21 protein-coding genes and 1 pseudogene are annotated in these 19792 nt (G+C 65.1%); 12 read left to right on the top strand and 10 right to left on the bottom strand.

Going from position 1 to position 19792, the window contains the following annotated elements; genetic code table 11:
- Positions 1-481: 481 nt before the first annotated feature.
- The 3 genes and pseudogenes from SPMU_RS17545 to SPMU_RS10510 all read left to right on the top strand — a co-directional run.
- A pseudogene (locus SPMU_RS17545) lies at positions 482-886 on the top strand (cytochrome P450); the annotation flags it as partial.
- Between the two features lie 128 nt (positions 887-1014).
- The gene (locus tag SPMU_RS17550) at positions 1015-1149 is read left to right on the top strand and encodes a hypothetical protein (protein WP_425442171.1); all 135 of its coding nucleotides are present in this window, start codon (positions 1015-1017) and stop codon (positions 1147-1149) included.
- On the top strand, positions 1146-2015 hold the full coding sequence (locus SPMU_RS10510; protein ID WP_088333838.1) for a PaaI family thioesterase: 870 nt from the start codon (positions 1146-1148) through the stop codon (positions 2013-2015). The genes SPMU_RS17550 and SPMU_RS10510 overlap by 4 nt, the downstream gene beginning before the upstream one ends.
- Before the next feature lie 38 nt (positions 2016-2053).
- Here SPMU_RS10510 and SPMU_RS10515 read toward each other — a convergent pair whose 3' ends face one another.
- Both SPMU_RS10515 and SPMU_RS10520 read right to left on the bottom strand, forming a co-directional pair.
- A complete protein-coding gene (locus SPMU_RS10515; protein ID WP_088333839.1) occupies positions 2054-3058 on the bottom strand; it encodes a fumarylacetoacetate hydrolase family protein in 1005 nt (334 codons plus the stop codon).
- A 61-nt stretch (positions 3059-3119) separates the two neighbouring features.
- The gene (locus SPMU_RS10520) at positions 3120-4592 is read right to left on the bottom strand and encodes an energy transducer TonB (protein WP_211275768.1); all 1473 of its coding nucleotides are present in this window, start codon (positions 4590-4592) and stop codon (positions 3120-3122) included.
- Here SPMU_RS10520 and SPMU_RS17090 point away from each other — a divergent pair.
- Both SPMU_RS17090 and SPMU_RS10525 read left to right on the top strand, forming a co-directional pair.
- The gene (locus SPMU_RS17090) at positions 4581-5543 is read left to right on the top strand and encodes a TlpA family protein disulfide reductase (protein ID WP_211275769.1); all 963 of its coding nucleotides are present in this window, start codon (positions 4581-4583) and stop codon (positions 5541-5543) included. The genes SPMU_RS10520 and SPMU_RS17090 overlap by 12 nt on opposite strands.
- A 91-nt stretch (positions 5544-5634) precedes the next feature.
- Complete coding sequence (locus SPMU_RS10525) at positions 5635-6789, top strand: acyl-CoA dehydrogenase family protein (RefSeq protein WP_088333841.1); 1155 nt, start codon at positions 5635-5637, stop codon at positions 6787-6789.
- A gap of 114 nt (positions 6790-6903) precedes the next feature.
- On the opposite strand, the gene SPMU_RS10530 is transcribed toward SPMU_RS10525, so the two are convergent.
- The gene (locus tag SPMU_RS10530) at positions 6904-8439 is read right to left on the bottom strand and encodes a methyl-accepting chemotaxis protein (protein ID WP_140418450.1); all 1536 of its coding nucleotides are present in this window, start codon (positions 8437-8439) and stop codon (positions 6904-6906) included.
- Entirely contained in the window at positions 8439-8846 is a 408-nt protein-coding gene (locus tag SPMU_RS10535) for a hypothetical protein (RefSeq protein WP_088333843.1), read from the bottom strand. Before SPMU_RS10535 ends, SPMU_RS10530 begins: the two co-directional genes overlap by 1 nt.
- A gap of 155 nt (positions 8847-9001) precedes the next feature.
- On the opposite strand from SPMU_RS10535, the gene SPMU_RS10540 reads away from it, so the two are divergent.
- Both SPMU_RS10540 and SPMU_RS10545 read left to right on the top strand, forming a co-directional pair.
- Positions 9002-10396, top strand: coding sequence for a DEAD/DEAH box helicase (locus SPMU_RS10540; protein ID WP_088333844.1), 1395 nt, complete (start codon positions 9002-9004; stop codon positions 10394-10396).
- 74 nt (positions 10397-10470) lie between these two features.
- The gene (locus SPMU_RS10545) at positions 10471-10731 is read left to right on the top strand and encodes a hypothetical protein (RefSeq protein ID WP_088333845.1); all 261 of its coding nucleotides are present in this window, start codon (positions 10471-10473) and stop codon (positions 10729-10731) included.
- A gap of 55 nt (positions 10732-10786) precedes the next feature.
- Here SPMU_RS10545 and SPMU_RS10550 read toward each other — a convergent pair whose 3' ends face one another.
- Positions 10787-11452 carry a nitroreductase gene (locus SPMU_RS10550; protein ID WP_088333846.1) on the bottom strand — a complete coding sequence of 222 codons (666 nt, stop codon included), beginning with the start codon at positions 11450-11452 and terminating at the stop codon, positions 10787-10789.
- Positions 11453-11533: 81 nt separating this feature from the next.
- On the opposite strand from SPMU_RS10550, the gene SPMU_RS10555 reads away from it, so the two are divergent.
- The 3 genes from SPMU_RS10555 to SPMU_RS10565 all read left to right on the top strand — a co-directional run bounded on the left by SPMU_RS10555 (position 11534) and on the right by SPMU_RS10565 (position 14342).
- Entirely contained in the window at positions 11534-12739 is a 1206-nt protein-coding gene (locus SPMU_RS10555; RefSeq protein WP_088333847.1) for an acetyl-CoA C-acetyltransferase, read from the top strand.
- A 160-nt stretch (positions 12740-12899) separates the two neighbouring features.
- The gene (locus SPMU_RS10560) at positions 12900-13682 is read left to right on the top strand and encodes an SDR family NAD(P)-dependent oxidoreductase (protein ID WP_088333848.1); all 783 of its coding nucleotides are present in this window, start codon (positions 12900-12902) and stop codon (positions 13680-13682) included.
- Positions 13683-13892: 210 nt separating this feature from the next.
- Complete coding sequence (locus tag SPMU_RS10565) at positions 13893-14342, top strand: acyl-CoA thioesterase (protein ID WP_088333849.1); 450 nt, start codon at positions 13893-13895, stop codon at positions 14340-14342.
- Between the two features lie 202 nt (positions 14343-14544).
- Here SPMU_RS10565 and SPMU_RS10570 read toward each other — a convergent pair whose 3' ends face one another.
- Both SPMU_RS10570 and SPMU_RS10575 read right to left on the bottom strand, forming a co-directional pair.
- The gene (locus tag SPMU_RS10570; RefSeq protein WP_088333850.1) at positions 14545-14814 is read right to left on the bottom strand and encodes a CsbD family protein; all 270 of its coding nucleotides are present in this window, start codon (positions 14812-14814) and stop codon (positions 14545-14547) included.
- 150 nt (positions 14815-14964) lie between these two features.
- The gene (locus tag SPMU_RS10575) at positions 14965-15747 is read right to left on the bottom strand and encodes a crotonase/enoyl-CoA hydratase family protein (protein ID WP_088333851.1); all 783 of its coding nucleotides are present in this window, start codon (positions 15745-15747) and stop codon (positions 14965-14967) included.
- A gap of 102 nt (positions 15748-15849) precedes the next feature.
- Here SPMU_RS10575 and SPMU_RS10580 point away from each other — a divergent pair, with 102 nt between their 5' ends.
- A complete protein-coding gene (locus tag SPMU_RS10580; protein WP_088333852.1) occupies positions 15850-16287 on the top strand; it encodes a PaaI family thioesterase in 438 nt (145 codons plus the stop codon).
- The gene (locus tag SPMU_RS16695) at positions 16284-16664 is read left to right on the top strand and encodes a PaaI family thioesterase (protein ID WP_245833086.1); all 381 of its coding nucleotides are present in this window, start codon (positions 16284-16286) and stop codon (positions 16662-16664) included. Before SPMU_RS10580 ends, SPMU_RS16695 begins: the two co-directional genes overlap by 4 nt.
- Here SPMU_RS16695 and SPMU_RS10590 read toward each other — a convergent pair.
- From SPMU_RS10590 to SPMU_RS10600, 3 genes are all read right to left on the bottom strand, one after another.
- Positions 16648-17805, bottom strand: coding sequence for a PQQ-dependent sugar dehydrogenase (locus SPMU_RS10590; RefSeq protein ID WP_425442181.1), 1158 nt, complete (start codon positions 17803-17805; stop codon positions 16648-16650). The two genes, SPMU_RS16695 and SPMU_RS10590, sit on opposite strands and share 17 nt — an antisense overlap.
- An 88-nt stretch (positions 17806-17893) precedes the next feature.
- Positions 17894-18334, bottom strand: a complete 441-nt coding sequence (locus tag SPMU_RS10595) for a VOC family protein (protein ID WP_211275770.1) — start codon at positions 18332-18334, stop codon at positions 17894-17896.
- Positions 18331-19635 (bottom strand): UDP-glucose dehydrogenase family protein, encoded by a 1305-nt coding sequence (locus SPMU_RS10600; RefSeq protein ID WP_088333854.1) that lies wholly within the window; start codon positions 19633-19635, stop codon positions 18331-18333. The genes SPMU_RS10595 and SPMU_RS10600 overlap by 4 nt, the downstream gene beginning before the upstream one ends.
- Positions 19636-19792: the final 157 nt, after the last annotated feature.

A 19792-nucleotide genomic window follows, 5' to 3' on the forward strand; every position in this document is an offset into this window, starting at 1 on the left:
GCCCGTCTATTGGTGCGAGCCGGAGGGCTATCGCCCGTTCTGGACCGTTTCGCGCCACGCCGACATCCGCCGTGTCGAGTTCGACAACGAAACCTTCCTCAACGATCCGCGCCTGACGCTTGCCACCATTGCCGACGAGGAGCGCATCATGGCGCTGACGGGCGGCAACAAGCTGACGCGCAACCTCGTCAGCATGGACAATCCCGATCACAAGCACTTCCGTGGGATGACGCAGAATTACTTCTCGCCCAAGCACATGAAGCAGCTAGAGGAGGACATTCACACCCTCGCCCGCGACAGCGTCGACCATATGGCGGCGCTCGGCGACAGGTGCGATTTCGCCGCCGAAGTCGCGATCTGGTTCCCCTTGCGCGTCATCATGCTCACGCTCGGCGTGCCGCGCGAGGACGAGCAGTTCCTGATGAAGATCACTCAGGAAGTGTTCGGCGCGCAGGATTTCGATCACATGCGACCCGAGGAAATGGGCGGGCTGTTCGCAACCATCGCCGAGTTCAACGCCTGGTGCGATCGCATTACTGCCGACCGCAAGGCGAACCCGCGCGAGGACGTTTCCACCATCATCGCCAATGCCACGCTCACCGATGGCTCGCCAATGGGGAACATGGAGGCGATGAGCTATTACCTCATCATCGCTGCTGCCGGGCATGACACCACCAGTTCTTCCTCTTCCGCCGGTCTGCTTGAGCTGATCCGCAACCCCGCCGAAATGCAGAAGCTGCGCAACGATCCCTCGCTGTTGCCGAATGCCGTGGAGGAAATGATCCGCTGGGCCAGCCCGGTGAAGCACTTCTTCCGCACCGCCGCGGTGGATACGGAGGTTGCCGGCGTGCCGATCAAGGCGGGTGATGGCCTTGTCATGGCTTACCCTTCCGCCAATCGCGACGCGGCCGTATTCGACGATCCCTTCGCCTTCCGGGTTGACCGCGCCAATGTGCGGCAGCACCTGGCATTCGATATGGCCCGCATCTGTGCCTGGGCCAGCACCTCGCCAAATTGGAGATGCGTATCCTGTTTGAAGAACTGCTCGCCCGCTTCGACGATTTCGAGCTCGCCGGTGACCCCTCCTGGACCCGCGCCAGCTTCGTCAGCGGCATGAAACACCTGCCGATCCGGTACCGCGCCAAGTGAGCCGACACGATCCGGAAAAACTCTATCCCGGCTTCCCGGGCACCGAGCCGAGCGAACATATCCGCACCATTCCGGCGTGCGCGGCGCTTGGCATGCGGCAGCGCGCCACGATCGGTGAACCGGTCTCGACCTCGCTCGATGCCGCCCTGCCTGCGGCATGCGATGCGGAAGGACGGGTCTCGCGCGGAGCGGCTCTGGTGCTGGCGGACCAAGCCACCGCCGGCGGCGTGTTCACCACGCTAATGCGGCCGACGCCGATGATGACGCTGGACCTGCGCGTCGACTGGTTCGGCCCGCTGCCCGCTTCGCCGATCAGTTGCACGATCGACGAGGTAACGCGTGAGGGCGATCTGGCGCTGGCCCGCGGGCGGATCGTTTCAGAGGGAAAATCGGTCGGTGCGGCGGTGGCGCGTTACCTCATCGGATCGATGCCAGGCGGCACGCCAGGCCGCATGGACGGCCGGGACGAAATACTGCCGCCCTCCCCGGCCGCAAGCTTCGCTGATTACCTGAGCGCCGACGCGACGGCGGACGGTATGACGATGCAGCCTCGGCCGGAGCATGTCGGCGCACCGCTCCCCGCCTATCACGGCGGCGTCATCGCCGGGCTGCTCGAACAGGCCGGCGTTGCAGCAATCGATCCCGCCTTTCGCCCGCTCGATATCGAGATCCGCTTCCTGGCGCCCGCGCTCGCCACGTTGCCGCTCGTCGCCCGCGTGGTGCCGCGACGCACTGGCCGCCGCGCCATCACGCTCGATATCGACGCGCACCAGGGGGATCCGAACCGTCCCGTCGCGATCGCTCGCATGCTCGCCATCACCGACCCCGCTGGCGATCCCGTCCGATACGATCTGCCACGCGGATAGGAACACCGGCGGGTCCTCACCGCCCGGCGTCCGACTATTCAGCCGCCGACGGTCTGCTCGATCACCCCGAAGATCGGGTGGTGGCGATCATCCTCGGCCCAGATGCGTACGGTGTCGCCCTTCTTCAGGAACGGCGTCACCGGCTTGCCGCCCGCGATCGTCTCGATCGTGCGGACTTCGGCGATGCAGGAGTAGCCGACACCGCCCTCGGCGATCGGCTTGCCCGGTCCGCCATCGGCGTCGCGGTTTGATACCGTGCCCGAACCGACGATCGTGCCCGCACCCAGCGCGCGCGTCCTCGCTGCATGCGCCACCAGCGTGCCGAAGTCGAAGGTCATGTCCTCGCCCGCGTCGGCGCGGCCGAACGGCTGGCCGTTAAGGTCGACCATCAGCTTGCGATGCAGCTTGCCGTCCTGCCACCAGTCGCCCAGCGCATCGGGCGTTACGAACACCGGCGAGAACGCCGATGCCGGCTTTGACTGGAAGAAGCCAAAGCCCTTGGCGAGTTCGCCCGGGATCAGGTTGCGCAGCGACACGTCGTTGGTGAGGCCGACCAGCCGGATGGCCGCCATCGCCTCCTCACGGCTCGCACCCATCGGCACGTCGCCGGTTACGACCACCACCTCGGCCTCAAGGTCGCACCCCCAGCTTTCGTCGGCGAGCGGGATGGGATCGCGCGGCGCCAGGAAGCCGTCCGATCCGCCCTGGTACATCAGCGGATCGTGCCAGAACGTCTCTGGCATCTCCGCGCCGCGCGCCTGCCGCACCAACGCGACGTGGTTCACATAGGCCGAGCCATCCGCCCACTGATAGGCACGCGGCAAGGGAGAGGCAGCGTCGCGCTCGTGGAAGCGCTCACGCGGGATCACCTCATGATCAAGATCGGTGGCGAGGTTCTGCAGGTCCGGCTGAAGCCGGTCCCAATCATCCAGCGCCGCCTGCAGCGTCGGCGCGATATGCGACGCATCGGCGCACCACGCGAGATCGGTCGATACCACGACAAGCTTGCCGTCACGGCCATGCTTCAGGCTCGCAAGTTTCATCCGTTACCTCTCTTTCCCCACCGGCATAGGCCCGCGCGGCGGCTGAAGTCGAGGGCCTCGATCAGGGCATGCTGAATACGATCGCGCGTTGCTGCCCTGAACATGCGAGCGCGCCTTCCGGGCGATAGCTGCTGGTGAAACGCGCGCCGCGCACCACCCCCATTGCGGCATCGTTGAAGATAAAGGGCGGATAGGCTGCAACGGCACGCTGCGTCGCCGTGCGTCCATCGGCGGTGACATCGAACTCTGCCCGCACCCAGCCTTCGAAGCCGAACTGAAACGCCGCATCGGGATAGTCCGAACTGCCGCCCCCCGCCCGGGTCAATGCGGGCGTGAGCCCGAACAAGGAGCATTGCTCCGCCGTCAGCCCGGTTTGCTGAAACGCCGCCTGCGCCCCTGCATAATCCCGCGCCTGCGCCAGGACGTCGGCTTTGCTCAGCAGCGCGGCGATCTTCAACGGGTGGTTTGCAGGGAATGGCGCGGCAATCACCGGTTCAAGCAACGCGAGTGCGTCTGCCGGCGGCTTGGCCTTGTAGCGCGGAGCGGCAATGGCCAGCCGCAGCGTCGCGGCGGAGATCGGATCGGCCGCGACGCGCGGGTCGGCCAACGTCTGGCGCAACGCCGCGCGATATTTGGCGCCATCATAGTTCTTCATGTCGTAACCGCTCAGCAGCACTTGGGCCGCTGGTGGTGCACCGACTTCTGCGGCGCGCGCCAATGCGCGTGCGCTCATGGCCTCGCGCTCCTTCCGTTCTGCTAGCGGGCTCAGCGCGACTGCCATCATGCCGCGCAGCCCGGCAATACCTGCTTCATCCGCAGCAGTGCGTTGCAACGGCAAAGCGCGCGCTTCGGGCATGTCCGCCCAAGCGGGCCGACCAAGGCCGCGGCTGTCGAACCACGTGTTCATCACCTCCTGTGACGGAGTGAATATCGACGGCGCCTCCGGCGCGCGGAGGCAGCGCAGTTCGATTCGCGTTGAAGCGCGGAAGATCAGCGGGATCGCCTTCGCATCCTCCGGCTTCCACGACCAATCGCGCACCGCCTCTGTGAAGGCGATTGCGCTGGCCCGGCCGCCAGTGGTGAAGATGGGGGTGACGTCCGACACGTGGCCATCGGTGTCGAGCGTGAACTCGACGATTGCGACATCCTCGGGCTTCACACCGGCGGCAGGATTGCAGGCGGGCGGCTCCATGTCGACCGCGCGCGAGAAGGGCTGGTCCTTCATTCGACCCGCACCGGTGTAGACGAGATATCGGCGGGCCGCTTCGACATCCTTGTTGCGCAGCGCGGCAATGGCGAGATCGGAGCGTGTGGCAATGTCATCCAGCGACACCTTCAGGCCCAGCCCGCCTTGTTTGGCCAGGCTGTCACGCAGCACGGCATACGCTTCCTTGTCTCGCCCCTCGTTCAGCAGGACGCGCGCGTAGATCGTCTGCACGCGCGCGACATCACGCTTGCTGAGCCCCGGTGTGGTGGTAACGATCGTCCGCGCCTCTTCGGCATGGCGCAGCGCGCGGCCGTCGTGATCGAACATCAGCGTTTGCGCCATCAGGAGCAGCGGCAGGATGCGCTGCGTGCCTTCCGAGCCATCGAGCGCGCGCTGATACTCGGCGACGGCAGCGTCGTAATCCGATCGCCGGACGGCGGCCTGCCCAAGCATAATGTTGGCTTCGCGCACATCGTCGGCGAAGCTGGCACCGCGCGCCTGCAATTGCGGCAAGCCCCGCTTGATCGCAGTTTCGCCCTCCGCATCGCGCCCGACCGTCACAAGGCAGCGCCCCTTGCGAACGTCGATCGCGGCGGCAACGAGCGCATTGCGCCGGGCGGCGCCGGATCGCTCGATCGCTTCAAAGCCGGCGATCGCTTCCTCGCATCGTCCTGGACGCGCCGCCGCCTGGCTCGCCGCATCGAAGCGTTGTTGCAGGCTGGCCGCCCCGGGCGGCGCTGGTGCGGCGGCTTGACCGGCCGCCAGCAACGCAAGCAGATACAGCATCTTATAATCCCCCTGTTGCGGCAGAAAAACCATGATTTCCATTTCGAGTCGAGACGTGAGGTGAGACGCTGGCTCGCGACCATCGCAGCCGTGATGGCGTGCGGGTTTTCACCGGCTGCAGCCCAAGCAGGACCAGCAGGGCCGTATCCACCAAATACGGTGCTGCTGCTGGTGGCGAGCTGGTGTGCGCCCTGTCACGCAGAGCTGGCGCAGCTCGAAGCGATCTCTAAGGCGGCCTCGCCCTTCGCTGTTCGCGTCATGCTGGTCGACGATAGCCGGCACAGTCGCCGCATGGTCGCCGCTATACCACCGCAACGCCAGTGGGCGCCCGATCCCAGCGCTATGACGGCAGCGCGCAAAGACCTCCTCGCCCGCACACCGGGCCTGCCCTATGCCGTTGCCATTGGCGCTGGCGGGCAGCCGTGCGCAGATCACCGGGGCGGGATCGATCCGCAGCGGGTCAAATCACTGGTCGCGCAATGCCATCGATAAGGATGGTCACCCGGCCATAACAAAAGTTACTTGACCCTTTCCGCCTCCGTCGCGACAATCGCGCATCAGTTCTCCGGAGAGGTTTCTTTTCATGTCGCTCGACCAGATCGCGGGCCGTTTCGCTTACAACGAAGATCACGAGGCGTTTCGTCAGACCGTCCGCAGCTTCCTGGCAAAGGAAGGCGTGCCATATGCCGATCAGTGGGAGAAGGATCGCCTTGTTCCCAAGAGCTTCTGGCAGAAGGCCGGCGAAGTCGGCATGCTTTGCCCGACGGTGCCGGAGGAATATGGCGGCCTTGGGCTCGATTTCGGGTACAACGCGATCGTCGACGAGGAAATGGCCTATTCGGGCGTGCCCGCCGGCTTTTCGCTCCAGTCGGATATCGTCGCCGGCTACATGGAGCATTACGGCTCCGAAGAGCAGAAGAAGGAATGGCTGCCCAAGATGGTCTCGGGCGACGTGATCACCGCGATCGCGATGACCGAACCAGGCACGGGCAGCGACCTTCAATCGATCCGCACCACCGCGAAGAAGGACGGCAATCACTACGTCATCAACGGGTCGAAGACGTATATCACCAACGGCCAGAACACCGATCTGACGCTGGTCGTCGCGAAGACCGATCCCGATGCCCAGCCCGCCTACAAGGGCATGTCGATCATCCTGGTGGAAAGCGATCGCGAGGGCTTCAGCAAGGGCCGCAAGCTCGACAAGATCGGCCAGGACGCCGCCGACACCTCCGAGCTGTTTTTTGAAGACGTGCGCGTGCCGATCACCAACTGCCTTGGTGAAGAAGGCATGGGCTTCATCTACCTGATGAGCCAGCTACCGCAGGAGCGCCTGTCGATCGCCGTCTCAACCCACGCCTCGGCACAAAAGGCGTTCGACGACACCGTTGCGTTCGTGAAGGAGCGCAAGGCGTTCAAGGGCACGGTGTTCGACTTCCAGAACACCAAGTTTGTCCTCGCCGACCTTAAAGCGAAGCTGCAGATCGGCTGGGCGCACCTGGACTGGGCGATCGCGCGCCATCTGAAGGGCGAACTGACCAATGAGGAAGGCGCTGCGGCCAAGCTGTGGCATACCGACCTTCAGTGGGAAGTCATGGACAAATGCCTCCAGCTGCACGGCGGCGCCGGCTACATGAACGAATATCCGATCGCCAAGATGTGGCGCGGCGCACGGGTCAGCCGGATCTACGGCGGCACGAACGAGATCATGAAGGAAGTGATCAGCCGCAAGCTGTAAACACGTGGGTGCGCCAGCGCCCGCACCCGTCAATCAGCAGAAGGCGGATGCGACCCATCCGCCTTCTTCGCATTCAAGGCGCTTCCGCCACCAGGGGCGTGCACCTTATGTTCGTCAGGCAGCCTTGCTGCCGCCGCGCAGCTGATCCACGAAGCCATCGGTGCTGCGCCGCAGGCTGCGGGCATGGTCGGACAGCGTTCCTGCGGCAGCGCGCACTTGGCTCGCCAGCGTATTCGTCTCGTTCGCTACCGTCGCCACGCGCGCAATCCGCTGCTCGATCATGTCGACCCCGCGTGCGGCCTCATGCGCCGTGCGCTCGATGTCGGCCGCAACCTCGCGTTGCCCCGCCACGGCGCCCTTGATGTCGGACGCAGCGTGCGCGACGCGCGAGGCCGCGTCCGCGGCACCGACGATGTTCGCCTCCGTCGCGCGCACCGCATCGCGGACGCTTTCGATCAGCGCCACGATCTTGTCGCTGGCCCGCGCGGTCCCGCCTGCAAGCTGCTTCACCTCTCCCGCGACCACCGCAAAGCCGCGCCCGGCATCGCCGGCCCGTGCCGCCTCGATCGAGGCGTTGAGCGCGAGCAGGTTCGTACGGGTCGAGATCTCGTGAATCTCTCCGACGAGCCCGCCGATATCCCCCGCGCGTTCCGCCAAGTCCTGCACCTTGCCTTTGCCGGCGTCGGCATCGCGCTGCACGGTGCCGGTAAGCGTCGCCTGTGCGCTGGCGCTTTCCGCAATGTCGCCGATCGAATCGGTCAGCCGCCGAACCGCTTCGGCGACGCCCTGCGTTGCCCCCGCTGCCTGAGCGGCGCCCGCAGCGACCTCGCTGGACTGCCGCCCGGCGTCGGACGCGATCCGGGTCAGCGTTGCTGCCGATCCCTCCAGCGCCGATGCAGCGCTTTCAATCGCGATCGCGACGCTCGAAACGGAAGCCTCAAAATCGTCGGCCAGCGCCATCAAGGCCTCGCGCTGTTCGCTCGCTAGGCGCGCTTCCGCCCGCACCCGACGCTCCCGCTCGTCCGCCGATCGCTGCTCTGCCTCTTTCACCGCAGCCAGCGACACCAACGCGTTTTCGCGCTCCGCCTGCGCAATCGCCGCCAGCCGCTCACTATCGGCGCGCGCTTCGTCCTGCGCCACGATCAGGCGCCGGAGCCGCACGCTAAGGTAGGTCAAGGCAGCGCATTGCGCGGCCACCGCGAGCCCGTGGAACAGGACGCGCGAGATCGCACCGCCGTTTTCGAACACCCAGGCGGGTAACACACAGGATAGCAACAGATGGTGTAAGAGGATCAGCAGCGATGCCAGCAGCAGCGGGCGCCAATCGCACATCACCGCAAGCGTCGAGAGCGCGACGAAGAAGTACATGTGCGCGTCCATCTGCCACGCGTTGTCGGCGAGCAGGTAGACGTAGATCGCAGGTAGCACCGCGGCGAGGATCGCGAAGCTCATTCGCGTGGCGAGCGAATGCGGCGCACGCAGCGCCAGGAACAACGGAACGATATTGGCGAAGGCCGCTGCCGTGACGGCGGGCACCGTGTTGGCCAGCTCGAACATGATGCCGCATACGAACATGGTCGGGACGCACAGGCACCCAGCGATCGCCAGTACCCGAACCGCGCGCTCATGCAAGACGTCAAGTGACGACATCAGCGCTGGCCCCAACATAACGATTTGGGTGATGCGATTGTCAGCACACCCACCCGGAGAAGGGGCCAGAACAATGCGGCGCGATCTCCCCGCACGATCAGCGCGTCGCCGGGGCCACGAGCGAGCAGCAACGCGTCGCTGCGGCGAACAAGGCGTGCAACCGGCGCCCCGCTGACGAGCGGCATCAGCAGCATCTCGCCGCGCGCCGGTGGTGCGAACGCTAGAAGGCCTAGGCTCGCCGCCCCAACGGTAAACTGGGCAGCAAGCAACAATGTCGTTTTAAAGGGAAAGCGGGTCACCGGCGTATCGATAGGCGGTAACAGTTGAGGCACGGTAAAGGGCAGGAAGGGGCTGCTCGCGGCGCAGCGACGGCCGCGCAACTTGACTTTCTCGACCGTTGATAGCATTTAGAACGGCATCGAGACGTTGGCAGCGTGATCGGGCCTTTGGCCCCGGCTCCGTCTCGGTCGATTAACCGGCTTCCCAGATCACGCGGGGGTGTCAATTTCCCCGCTTCTCGCGTGCCTTCAGGTGCGCGGGCCGCTACCATATAGGTATTTTCATGTCTTTCTCTGACCTTGGCCTTGCCGAGCCGCTCGTCCGCGCGCTTGAGACAAAAGGCTATTCCACGCCCACGCCGATCCAGCGTGACGCGATCCCGACGGTGCTGACAGGCCGCGACCTGCTCGGCATTGCGCAGACCGGCACCGGCAAGACGGCCGCATTCGTGCTTCCCTCGATCCAGCGCCTGCTGGGCAGCGAGAAGCGCGTACTGCCGACCCATGCCCGCATGCTCGTGCTGGCCCCGACGCGCGAACTGGCGAACCAGATCGCCGACAATGCGCGGCTCTACGCCAAGAATTCGCGGCTGACCGTCGCTACCGTGTTCGGCGGCACCAGCATCAACAAGAATCGGCAGGATCTGTCGCGCGGCGTCGACATCCTGGTCGCTACCCCCGGTCGCCTGCTCGACCTGGTCGAACAGGGTTTCTGCAACCTGACGATGCTCGAGATCCTGGTGCTCGACGAGGCCGACCAGATGATGGACCTCGGCTTCATTCACGCGCTGAAGAAGATCGTTCGCATGGTGCCGCGCCGCCGTCAGACGCTTTTCTTCTCGGCGACCATGCCGACCTCCATTCGCGAACTGGCAAACCAGTTTCTCACCGATCCGCAAACCGTGTCGGTTGTGCCGGCATCGACCACTGCCGAGCGGGTCGAGCAGCAGGTGGTGCTGGTGAACCAGGCCGAGAAGCAGGCGCTGCTGACGATCCTGATTCAGGAGGAAGGCATTGATCGTGCGCTCGTGTTCACCCGCACCAAGCACGGCGCCGATCGCGTTGTGAAGCTGCTGGCAGGCAACGGCATTGCGGCGAACGCAATTCACGGAAACAAGAGCCAGCCGCAGCGCGAGCGTGCACTCGCCGCGTTCAAGAGCGGCGAAGTGCCGATCCTGGTCGCAACCGACATCGCCGCCCGCGGGATCGACATTTCGGGCGTGAGCCACGTGTTCAACTTCGAGCTGCCGAACGTGCCGGAGCAGTATGTTCACCGCATCGGCCGCACGGCCCGCGCGGGGGCAAGCGGCATCGCCATCTCCTTCTGCGCCGATGACGAGCGGCCGTACCTGAAGGATATCGAGAAGCTGACCCGTCAGAAGCTGCCACAGCGCGCGCTGCCGGGTGATTTCATGAAGCGTGGCGAGGCGCTGAAGGCTGCACGGGTAAAGCTGATCGGCAACGATCCGGCCCCGCGCGAGGATCGCCCACGTCAGCAGCGCGGACCGGCGCGGCCGAAGGCGACCCACGCACCCACTGCGACACGCGACTATGCCAACGCCAGCCGTCGTAGCAGCACCAGTGCTGGTGGGGGCGGTCGACCGGCCGGCGGTGGGCGTGGCCGCGGCGGGCGTGGCCGTGGCGGCAGCGGCGGTGCGCGCACGGCAATGCAGGGCTGACCGGCAATCACGCCGCGCCGTGCAACCCGGCGCGACGTGATCGGTTGCTTCTCCACACAAAGGGAGAAGCGATCATGGATATTGCGAATGGCGCGCTGGTGGAACGCATCGCCCGCGTGCTCGCTGGCGAGCGGCTGAGCGCGAACGGCCAGGGGGATCAAGAGTCCGCAGGGCGGGCGGTGAATGCTTCGTGGCAGGATTATCGCCCCGAGGCGCTCGCGGTACTGCACACGCTGCGGGCGCCAAGCGCAGCCATGGCTGCGGCAGGCGATCCGGCGGTGTGGGAGCGCATGGTGCTTGCCGCCATCGCCGAGGCGCAGCCCGACGCCTCTTGAGCACTTTCGCGAGGCCGTTATCCCGCTACGGTGGGATCACGGCCTCGCGGTGAGATCAGGCAAACACCGTTAGCCATTCCTCCTCGGGCGCCCGCGGGCTACGCGTGCGGTTCGCCGGCTCCTCGGGATCCTCATAGCCGATCGCGACGCCGCAGAAGAGCATCCGCTCGGGAGGGGTGCCGAGGAAGGATTCAACGGTGTTGGGATAAACTGCCCAGCATTCCTGCGGGCAGGTGGCCAGCCCCTTTTCGACCGCAAGCAGCATCAGGTTCTGGAGGTACATCCCCAGATCGGACCATTGCGGCGGCCCCATGCGGCGGTCAACGGTGACGAAATAAGCCGAGGGCGCGCCGAAAAACTGGAAGTTGCGCGCAAACCACTGCGCCCGCGCCGCCTTGTCCTCGCGCGGAATACCAAGGTGGCCGTACATGATCTCACCGATCTGGAAGGTGCGCTTCTTCGTCGCCTCGGTCATTTCGCGCGGGTAGATGTCGTAGCCCGGCGTCTCCTTCTCGCGCCGTTCAAGCTTGCCGCGCATGATCGCCTTCAGCTCGTCCATCTTCGCACCGGTGACGATGTCGATGTGCCAGGGCTGAATGTTGCCGCCCGTCGCCGCGCGTGCGGAGCGGAGCGCCAGTTCCTTCAGCACCTCCAGCGGCACCTCCTTGTCGAGGAACCCACGTACCGAGCGCCGCTCGATCACTGCATCAGATACGTTCATTCACCTCTCCACCTCTTGCCGAGCGCGTCAAACCGCGCCACATGACGCACCGGGATAACATCTGTTATGGAGAGTCGGAAGATGGCCGAGGCGTATATCGTCGACGCAGTTCGGACGGCTGGTGGTCGTCGCGGGGGTAAGCTCGCGGGTGTCCATCCAGTTGATCTGGCAGCGAAGGTTCTGGATGCGGTGATCGAGCGCTCGGGAATTCCCGGCGACGCCGTCGACGACGTGGTGATGGGCTGCGTCAGCCAGGGCGGCGAGCAGGCTGGCCAGGTCGGCCGCAACGCGGTGCTCGCGTCGAAGAAGCTCGCTCAGTCGACCCCGGCGGTCACGATCGATCGTCAGTGCGGCTCGTCGCAGCAGGCGATCCAGTTTGCGGCCCAGGCGATCATGTCGGGCACGCAGGACGTGGTGATCGCGGCCGGCGTCGAAAGCATGACGCGCGTGCCGATGGGCTCGACCTATAAGCTGTTCTACGATGCCGGCCTCGGCAAGAACAAATCGCCGGGCCTCGAGGAGAAGTTCCCGGGCATCAACTTCAACCAGTTCGCTGGTGCGGAGATGATCGCCAAGAAGTACGGCTTCACCCGCGAGCAGCTCGACGAGTTCTCGTTGAACTCGCATCGCAAGGCAGTGGCCGCGACGCAGGGTGGCAAGTTCAAGGGCGAGATCGTTCCGGTCGAGATCGAGACGCCCGAGGGCAAGGATCTGCACACCTCCGACGAAGGCATCCGCTACGACGCTTCGGCTGAGGGGATGGCGGGCGTGAAGAAGCTGTCCGAGGAAGGCGTGCTCACCGCCGCTTCGTCCAGCCAGATCTGCGACGGCGCCAGCGCGGTGCTGATCGTCAGCAAGGAAGCGCTGAAGAAGTACAACCTCAAGCCGCTGGCGAAGATCGTCAACCTCACCGTTACTGCCGGCGATCCGGTCGTGATGCTCGAAGAGCCGCTGTTCGCGACCGACAAGGCGCTAAAGAAGGCCGGGCTCTCGATCGACGACATCGACCTTTATGAAGTGAACGAAGCGTTTGCTTCTGTACCGGTCGCATGGCTGGAGCATACCAAGGCCGATCCGAACAAGCTCAACGTCAATGGCGGCGCCATCTCGCTCGGCCACCCGCTGGGCGCGTCGGGCACGAAGCTGATGGCGACGCTGGTGCACGAACTGCGTCGCCGTGGCGGCCGCTACGGTCTGCAGACGATGTGCGAAGGCGGCGGTGTCGCCAACGTGACCATCATCGAGAATTGCGACTGGCAGGGCGACGTCGCGCAAGCGGCAGAGTAATCACAGCCGAGTAGCCACACCCCGCCGTGGACGCCGGCCTCCGTGCCCGGGTCCGCGGTGGGGCTTGGCCTGTCGTTACCGGTAAAGTCGCTGCATAGCGTCAGGATCATGTGTAGATGCCGGAACCAGCCTGGCATGACGAATTGGGGAGGGATTTCCTATGAAGCTCGACAATAATGTTTCCGCGGTCATCACCGGCGGCGCGTCCGGCCTTGGTGCCGCAACTGCCCGCATGCTCGCCGCAAAAGGCGTGAAGGTCGCGATTTTCGACCTTCAGGAAGAAAAGGGCGAGGCGCTTGCCCAGGAACTCGGCGGCGTTTTCTGCAAGGTCAACGTGACGGACGAGGCGTCGGTCGACGCCGGCTTCGCCAAGGCTCGCGAGGCAATCGGCCAGGAGCGGATCCTCGTGAACTGCGCCGGCACCGGCAACGCGATCAAGACCGCCAGCCGCAGCAAGGAAGACGGCTCGATCAAGCACTTCCCGCTCGATGCGTTCAACTGGATCATCCAGATCAACCTCGTCGGCACCTTCCGTTGCATCGCCAAGTCGGCCGCTGGCATGATGACGCTCGATCCGCTGCCGGATGGCGATCGCGGCGCGATCGTCAACACCGCGTCGGTTGCAGCTGAGGATGGCCAGATCGGCCAGGCCGCCTATTCGGCGTCAAAGGGCGGCGTCGTCGGCATGACCCTGCCGATCGCGCGCGACCTCATGAGCGAAGGCATTCGCGTCAACACCATCCTGCCGGGCATCTTCAACACGCCGCTGCTGCAGGGTGCGCCGCAGAACGTGAAGGATGCGCTTTCCGCTTCCGTCCCGTTCCCGAAGCGCCTCGGCAATCCGGAGGAATATGCCGCACTCGCCACGCTGATGATCGAGAACGGCTATTTCAACGGCGAGGACGTCCGCCTCGACGGCGCCATCCGCATGGCACCGCGCTGAGCCGAAGCGCAGCCGCGTGCATGCTGCACGCGGCTGCGCCCGACGCCGGACAGCGCGGCAACGGCGCCGCGTCTGACGTCACGGGACCGCTCTCGTGACGGCCATCACGACCGATTGCTCCCCGGCGCAGGCCCTGGCTCAGTAGCGGTCAATCCGTCGCTGGGCCGGGTCTCTGCCGGGGAACGTCATTTCAGAACGACGGAACCTGTTATGTCCCGCCCCGCCCCCTGGCGCCTCGACCCTGCGTCCTATCCCAAGCTCGAGGTGAAGCAGACCCGCTTCCAAGATCTGGATACCATGGGCCACCTCAACAATGTCGCTTACGCATCGTTGTTTGAAGATGCTCGGGTCCGCATGAACCAGCAGCTTGGCCGCGTGAATGGCGGCAAAATGGCGGAAGGCGCGTTTCGTGCCGTGGTCGCGCGCAACGTTATCAACTACCTTGCCGAAGGCAGCTTTCCCGAGGATGTCGAGATCGCCTTGGGGATCGGCCGGGTCGGCAACCGAAGCTTCGAGATGCTTGCGGCGATGTTCCAGTCGGGGAAATGCATCGCGACGTGTGACACGACCATTGTCATGACTGACCCGAAGGGCGTTGGCCTGCCTGCGGAGTTCGTCGCTCGGCTTGAGGCCGTTCGGGTAAAAAGCGACGAGCTTTAGGGAAGCTTCAGCACGCCGGCTGGAGAGCGGTGCAATAGCCGCTCTAGCGAGGTGATCGCCGCGCGACAGCATAGCTCGACATGTCGGTCGAGCCGCTGCTTGATACCGCCTCGATCTAACGCCACGACCGCGAAGCAGCGTCATTGAGAAGCGGCGCGTGCGAGCGCTGGAAAGCTCGCACGCGCCATTGTTCTGTGAGCGGTTACTTCCCGCGCAGCGTCCCAAGCGTTGCCAGGCCGAGCACGCCGACCAGTGCAGCCGTTGCCCACGGACGCTCCTTGGCAAATGCCTTTGCCTGGCCCATCATCTGAGGCTGTCCGTCAGCGCCAGGTGCCATCGCCTTCTGCACTGCGCCCTTCACCTGATCGACCATGCCGCCAGCCTGCATCGAACGGTCACCCGTCGCGGCGCCCGCGGTTTCCTTCACCTTGCCAGTGACACTATTCGCGGTGCCCGTCAGTGCGTCAGCCATGTTCAATCTCCCATCATCATTGGATCGGGGGACTCAACCGACGACGATGGCTTTTGTGCCACGCAACGTAAATGGCGCCCATGAAACATCCATGAGCGCCATCCGGCCCACGCAGGCAAGCGCCGGCCGGAAGCTTGCCCAACCGAAGCCTCAGTCGGCAAAGACGGGCGCGCGCTTTTCCATGTTCGCCCGCACGGCCTCGATCTGATTTGGTGAGCGCATCAGCTTGATCTGTTCGTCGCTCTCCGCCTGGAGCATGGTTGCCGTGTCACCGTCAGCCATCAGGTTGATGAGGCGCTTGGATGCCTTCACCGCATCGGGATTACGCCCGGCAATCTCACGCGCCAGCTCGAATGCGGCGGCGCGGGGATCATCCGACAGCCGGGTGATGAAGCCATAACGCTCCCCCTGCTCGGCAGTGAACTCACGCGCGCTATAGGTGAGATCGCGGAGCACATCGTCGCGGGCTATCGTCCGCCACAATGCAAGTCCGGCCATGTCCGGCACCAGCCCCCAGTAGGTTTCGCGGATCGACAGCCGCACGTCCGGGCGCGCAATGCGCACGCAGGCACCCGACATGATCTGGAAACCGCCGCCCAGCGCCACGCCGTGCACTGCGGCGATCACCGGCATCGGCAACGCACGCCACCCCCACGCAACGTTCTGAGCCGTATTCGCCATGCCGTGGCTACGCGCGCCAAGATCGTTGCCCGATCCACCTGCTGCCATGGACCCCATGTCGAGCCCGGCACAGAACGCACGCCCCTCGCCCGACAGAACGGCCACGCGGACGTCCTTCATGGCGGAGAGCTTCTCGATCGCCGCGTTCAGGCCAGCGAACATGGCGGGGTCGAGCGCATTCATCTTGTCCGGCCGGTTGAGCCGCACGTCGGCAATGCCGGCATCCACCGTGATCGTTACGCGCTCTTCCATGTCACTCTCCCGCAGATTGATACGATCGACTTAGATGACCGGGCGGCATGCATCAATGCCGCGGATGTTGCACCACCGTCAGGCCGGTGTAACACCGCGACCATGAAGATCGACGAGGCTTTAAGCGATATTCCCGGCATGGAGGACGTGCGTTTCGGCGGGCACGGCGGCCGGCTCGGTATCGCCTATCACGCGCATGGGGAGGATTGGTGCGAGCTGGCGCTGCCCTATCAGGAAGACATGATCGGCGACGAGGAATCAGGCGTGATTGCCTCCGGGCCCATCTTTGCCCTGATGGACATCGCCACCAGCCTCGCCACGATGCGCAAGCTCGGCCGCTTCGTTCCGCATGCCACGCTCGACTTGCGCGTTGATTATCTCCGCCCGGCCAAGCCGGGCCACACGGTCATCGGGCATGGCGAATGCTATGCGATCAAGCGCTCGATCAGCTTCGTGCGTGGCCAGGCGCACGATGGCGATCCGAACGATCCGGTCGCGCATGTCTCCGGCACGTTCATGTTCCTGGGAGACGGCGCGTGAAGCTGCCTCCTTATGCGGATCTGCTGGGTGCCACGTTGCAGTGGGAGGAAGGCCTGCCGGTGCTCGCCATGCCGTTCGGCCCCGATGTGCTCGGCCGCCCGGGCTTCGTCCAGGGCGGCGCGATCACCGGCCTGATCGAAGTGGCCGCCCTTGCGGCGCTTCGCCACCAGCTGGCGGGTGAGGGCGGCGGCCGAGTGAAGCCGATCAACGTCACCATCGATTTCATGCGTGGCGGGCGCCAGCGGGTCACTTATGCCGCTGGCACCGTCACCCGGCTCGGCAACCGCATCGCCAACGTCGAGGCGATCGCCTGGCAGGAAAGCCGGGACAAGCCGATCGCCTCGGCGCGCATGAACTATCTCATCGCGCGGGGGTAAGGCGGATCATCCTGCCCTGGGAGCCCTGCGCGCCGTCCTCCAGCACATAGATCGAGCCATCGGGCGCCTGCTCCACTTCACGGATGCGGGCGCCCATGTCCCATTGATCGCCCTTGCGCGCGTTCGTGCCGTCCAGATCGACGCGGACCAGCGCCTTTGACGAAAGGCCGCCGATAAACGCGTCGCCCTTCCATTGCGGAAACAGGTCCCCGGAATAAATCATCAGCCCGCCCGGCGAGATCACCGGTGTCCACCAGACCTTGGGCGCCTCAAACCCATCGCCTGGGGCATGGTCAGGGATCGGCTTGCCATCATAATGATCGCCGTTCGACACCTTGGGATAGCCGTAGTTGCGGCCGGGAAGCACGAGGTTCAGCTCATCGCCGCCCTTCGGCCCCATCTCCTGTTCCCACAGGTTGCCGGCCGCATCAAAGGCGATGCCCAGCAGGTTGCGATGGCCATAGCTCCACACAGCCGGATGGAAGCCTTTGGCGGCGAGCGGGTTGCCGGGCGCGGGCCTGCCGTCTGGCGTCAGGCGCAGCACCTTGCCAAGCGTCGCCTTCGGATCTTGCGCGGGATCAAACTTCTGTCGCTCGCCATTGGTGAAGAAGAGGTAGCGGCCATCGGGCGAGAACGCGATCCGACCGGAATAATGGCCGGCGCCTGACACGAAGGGCGTGGCGCGGAACAGCACTTCGATCTGGCGCAGCTTTTCCCCACCCGCCGTTGCATCGTCGAGCACGCCGCGCGCGAGCACCACACCCTTGCCGCCCGCTTCTGCTGCGGACCAGCTGAGATAGACGCGCTTCGATCGCGTAAAGTCGGGCGCCAGCACGACGTCCATCAACCCACCCTGCCCTTCGGCATCCACCGGCAGTGTGGCAAGCTGCACGCGGCTCTTCCCATCGGCAGCGACAAGCAGGAGCGCGCCCTGCTTCTCTGTTACCAGCATTCGGCCGTCCGGTAGGAACGTCATGGCCCACGGCTGGTCAAAGTCGGCAATCACCGTCTCGACAAACGGCTTACCCGTTGACGCGGTGGCAGCGCCGTTCTGTGCCTCCGCCGCGGGGTCGGCGGGCTGCGGCTCGGCAGAGCAGGCGGTGGCGGCCAGCAGACCGGCAACGAAAAGGCTGCGTGAGATCACGGTAACTCCTTGGGTCGGCATGGCGTCAAAATCCTCCGGAAGCCGCAGCAGTTCCCCATCCCCTATCTGCGCTCACGCGCAGACGTCATGCAGCTGACGGGCGGTCCGCATCATTCTTCCAAAGCCCGGGGGTGGCGAGTTCCAAGACATGGCCGTCGGGATCGTTGAAGTAGAGGCTCCGCCCGCCCGCCGGCCACGAGACTTCCTGCGTGATCGCAACACCATGCGTCGCCAACTGCGCGCGCCACGGTTCGTAATCGGCAGCAATGATGGCAAACGCCATGTGCAAAGGGCCAAGTCCGTCATGGCCCGGGATCGTCCCGCGCGGCGTCACCACATCCTCAATGGATTTTCCTCGGGCGAACACGAGCAACACGCCGCCATGCCCCGCATCAAAAGCAGTAAGACGGTCGCTCTCGAACATCGGGGAAAGCCCCAGCACATCGCGGAAGAACGCTGCCGACCGCGCCATGTCGTCGACATAGAGCGCCGTTTCCAGAACCCCCGCGATGCCCGGCCGGGTCACCGGCCGATAGCCGTATAGCTGAAGCCGGCACGCTCTGCATCCTGACGCTCGTAGATGTTGCGCAGGTCGACAAGCACGGGTGCCTTCATCGTCCGCTTGAGCCGCGCCAGATCGAGCGCACGAAACGCGTCCCATTCGGTAACGATCGCCACCGCATCAGCGCCGTCTGCCGCCTCGTACGGATCCCCACAATAGACCAGCGATGCCGGCATCACGCCCTTGGCGGCATCCATCCCCTCCGGATCATAAGCCTTCACGGTCACGCCGGCATCGATCAGGCTCTGCACAATCGCGATCGAGGGCGCGTCGCGCATGTCGTCGGTGTTGGGCTTGAAGGTAAGGCCGAGGACCGCAACGGTCCTGCCGCGGGGATCTGCGCCAAGCGCGGCGACGACCTTGCGGCCCATTGCGCGCTTTCGGACGTCATTCACCTTCACGACGGCTTCGACGACGTGCACCGGCGTGTCGAAATCCTCCGCCGTCTTCAGCAACGCCAGCGTGTCCTTCGGGAAGCACGAGCCGCCATAGCCCGGCCCGGCGTGGAGGAACTTGCGCCCGATCCGATTGTCGAGCCCGATGCCGCGGGCCACGTCCTTCACGTCGGCGCCTACCGCTTCGCAAAGGTTCGCTATTTCGTTGATGAAGGTGATCTTGGTCGCCAGAAAGGCATTGGCGGCATATTTGGTGAGCTCGGACGTGCGGCGTCCCGTGAACAGGATCGGGCTCTCGCCAAGATAGAGCGGCCGATAGATTTCGCGCATCACCTCGCGCGCACGCTCGTCATCCGTACCGATGACGATGCGATCCGGCCGCTTGAAGTCTCCGATCGCGGCGCCCTCGCGCAGGAACTCCGGATTGGACACGACCGCGAACTCAATATCCGGGCGGGTATCGCGCAGGATCTGCTCCACCCGGTCACCCGTGCCAACCGGAACGGTCGATTTGGTGACGACCACGAGCGGACCCGTTGCGGCCCGTGCGATCTCCTCGGTGGCGGCATAGACGTACGACAGGTCGGCATGGCCATCGCCGCGGCGCGACGGCGTGCCGACGGCAATGAACACGGCATCCGCGCCCGCCACGCCAGACGCCAGATCGGTGGTGAAAGTCAGCCGGCCCGCCGCGACATTGCTGGCGACCAGCTGGTCTAGACCCGGCTCATAGATCGGCATGCGTCCGGCGTGCAGCGCGTCAATCTTGCCCGCATCCTTGTCGACGCAGCATACGGCGTGGCCGAAATCAGCGAAGCACGCCCCCGACACGAGCCCGACGTACCCCGAGCCGATCATCGTAATGCGCATATGCTGATGCCCCCTTCGATAGCCTGCCTCGGCGCTGCCCGGCCTTGCTCTACGTAGTGCACCGGATTTCATCAACCGGTGGCGTCTGTATCTCCGAAGCGGATCAGACCAGCCAACCCTCAGCGAAGCACTGCGGCGGCCCCGGCCGCGTCTTGCT

The organism is Sphingomonas mucosissima (assembly GCF_002197665.1).
In the GTDB taxonomy this organism is placed as follows: Bacteria; Pseudomonadota; Alphaproteobacteria; order Sphingomonadales; family Sphingomonadaceae; genus Sphingomonas; species Sphingomonas mucosissima.

Coding starts and splice junctions, on each gene's coding strand:
- SPMU_RS10570 (WP_088333850.1), bottom strand. CDS start 14,814: ATGGCTGACGCACTGACGGGCACCGCGAATAGTGTCACTGGCAAGGTG.
- SPMU_RS10550 (WP_088333846.1), bottom strand. CDS start 11,452: ATGAACGTATCTGATGCAGTGATCGAGCGGCGCTCGGTACGTGGGTTC.
- SPMU_RS10600 (WP_088333854.1), bottom strand. CDS start 19,635: ATGCGCATTACGATGATCGGCTCGGGGTACGTCGGGCTCGTGTCGGGG.
- SPMU_RS10580 (WP_088333852.1), top strand. CDS start 15,850: ATGAAGATCGACGAGGCTTTAAGCGATATTCCCGGCATGGAGGACGTG.
- SPMU_RS10575 (WP_088333851.1), bottom strand. CDS start 15,747: ATGGAAGAGCGCGTAACGATCACGGTGGATGCCGGCATTGCCGACGTG.
- SPMU_RS10520 (WP_211275768.1), bottom strand. CDS start 4,592: ATGTTCGATCACGACGGCCGCGCGCTGCGCCATGCCGAAGAGGCGCGG.
- SPMU_RS10560 (WP_088333848.1), top strand. CDS start 12,900: ATGAAGCTCGACAATAATGTTTCCGCGGTCATCACCGGCGGCGCGTCC.
- SPMU_RS10535 (WP_088333843.1), bottom strand. CDS start 8,846: ATGCTATCAACGGTCGAGAAAGTCAAGTTGCGCGGCCGTCGCTGCGCC.
- SPMU_RS10555 (WP_088333847.1), top strand. CDS start 11,534: ATGGCCGAGGCGTATATCGTCGACGCAGTTCGGACGGCTGGTGGTCGT.
- SPMU_RS10515 (WP_088333839.1), bottom strand. CDS start 3,058: ATGAAACTTGCGAGCCTGAAGCATGGCCGTGACGGCAAGCTTGTCGTG.
- SPMU_RS10530 (WP_140418450.1), bottom strand. CDS start 8,439: ATGTCGTCACTTGACGTCTTGCATGAGCGCGCGGTTCGGGTACTGGCG.
- SPMU_RS10565 (WP_088333849.1), top strand. CDS start 13,893: ATGTCCCGCCCCGCCCCCTGGCGCCTCGACCCTGCGTCCTATCCCAAG.
- SPMU_RS10540 (WP_088333844.1), top strand. CDS start 9,002: ATGTCTTTCTCTGACCTTGGCCTTGCCGAGCCGCTCGTCCGCGCGCTT.
- SPMU_RS10545 (WP_088333845.1), top strand. CDS start 10,471: ATGGATATTGCGAATGGCGCGCTGGTGGAACGCATCGCCCGCGTGCTC.
- SPMU_RS10525 (WP_088333841.1), top strand. CDS start 5,635: ATGTCGCTCGACCAGATCGCGGGCCGTTTCGCTTACAACGAAGATCAC.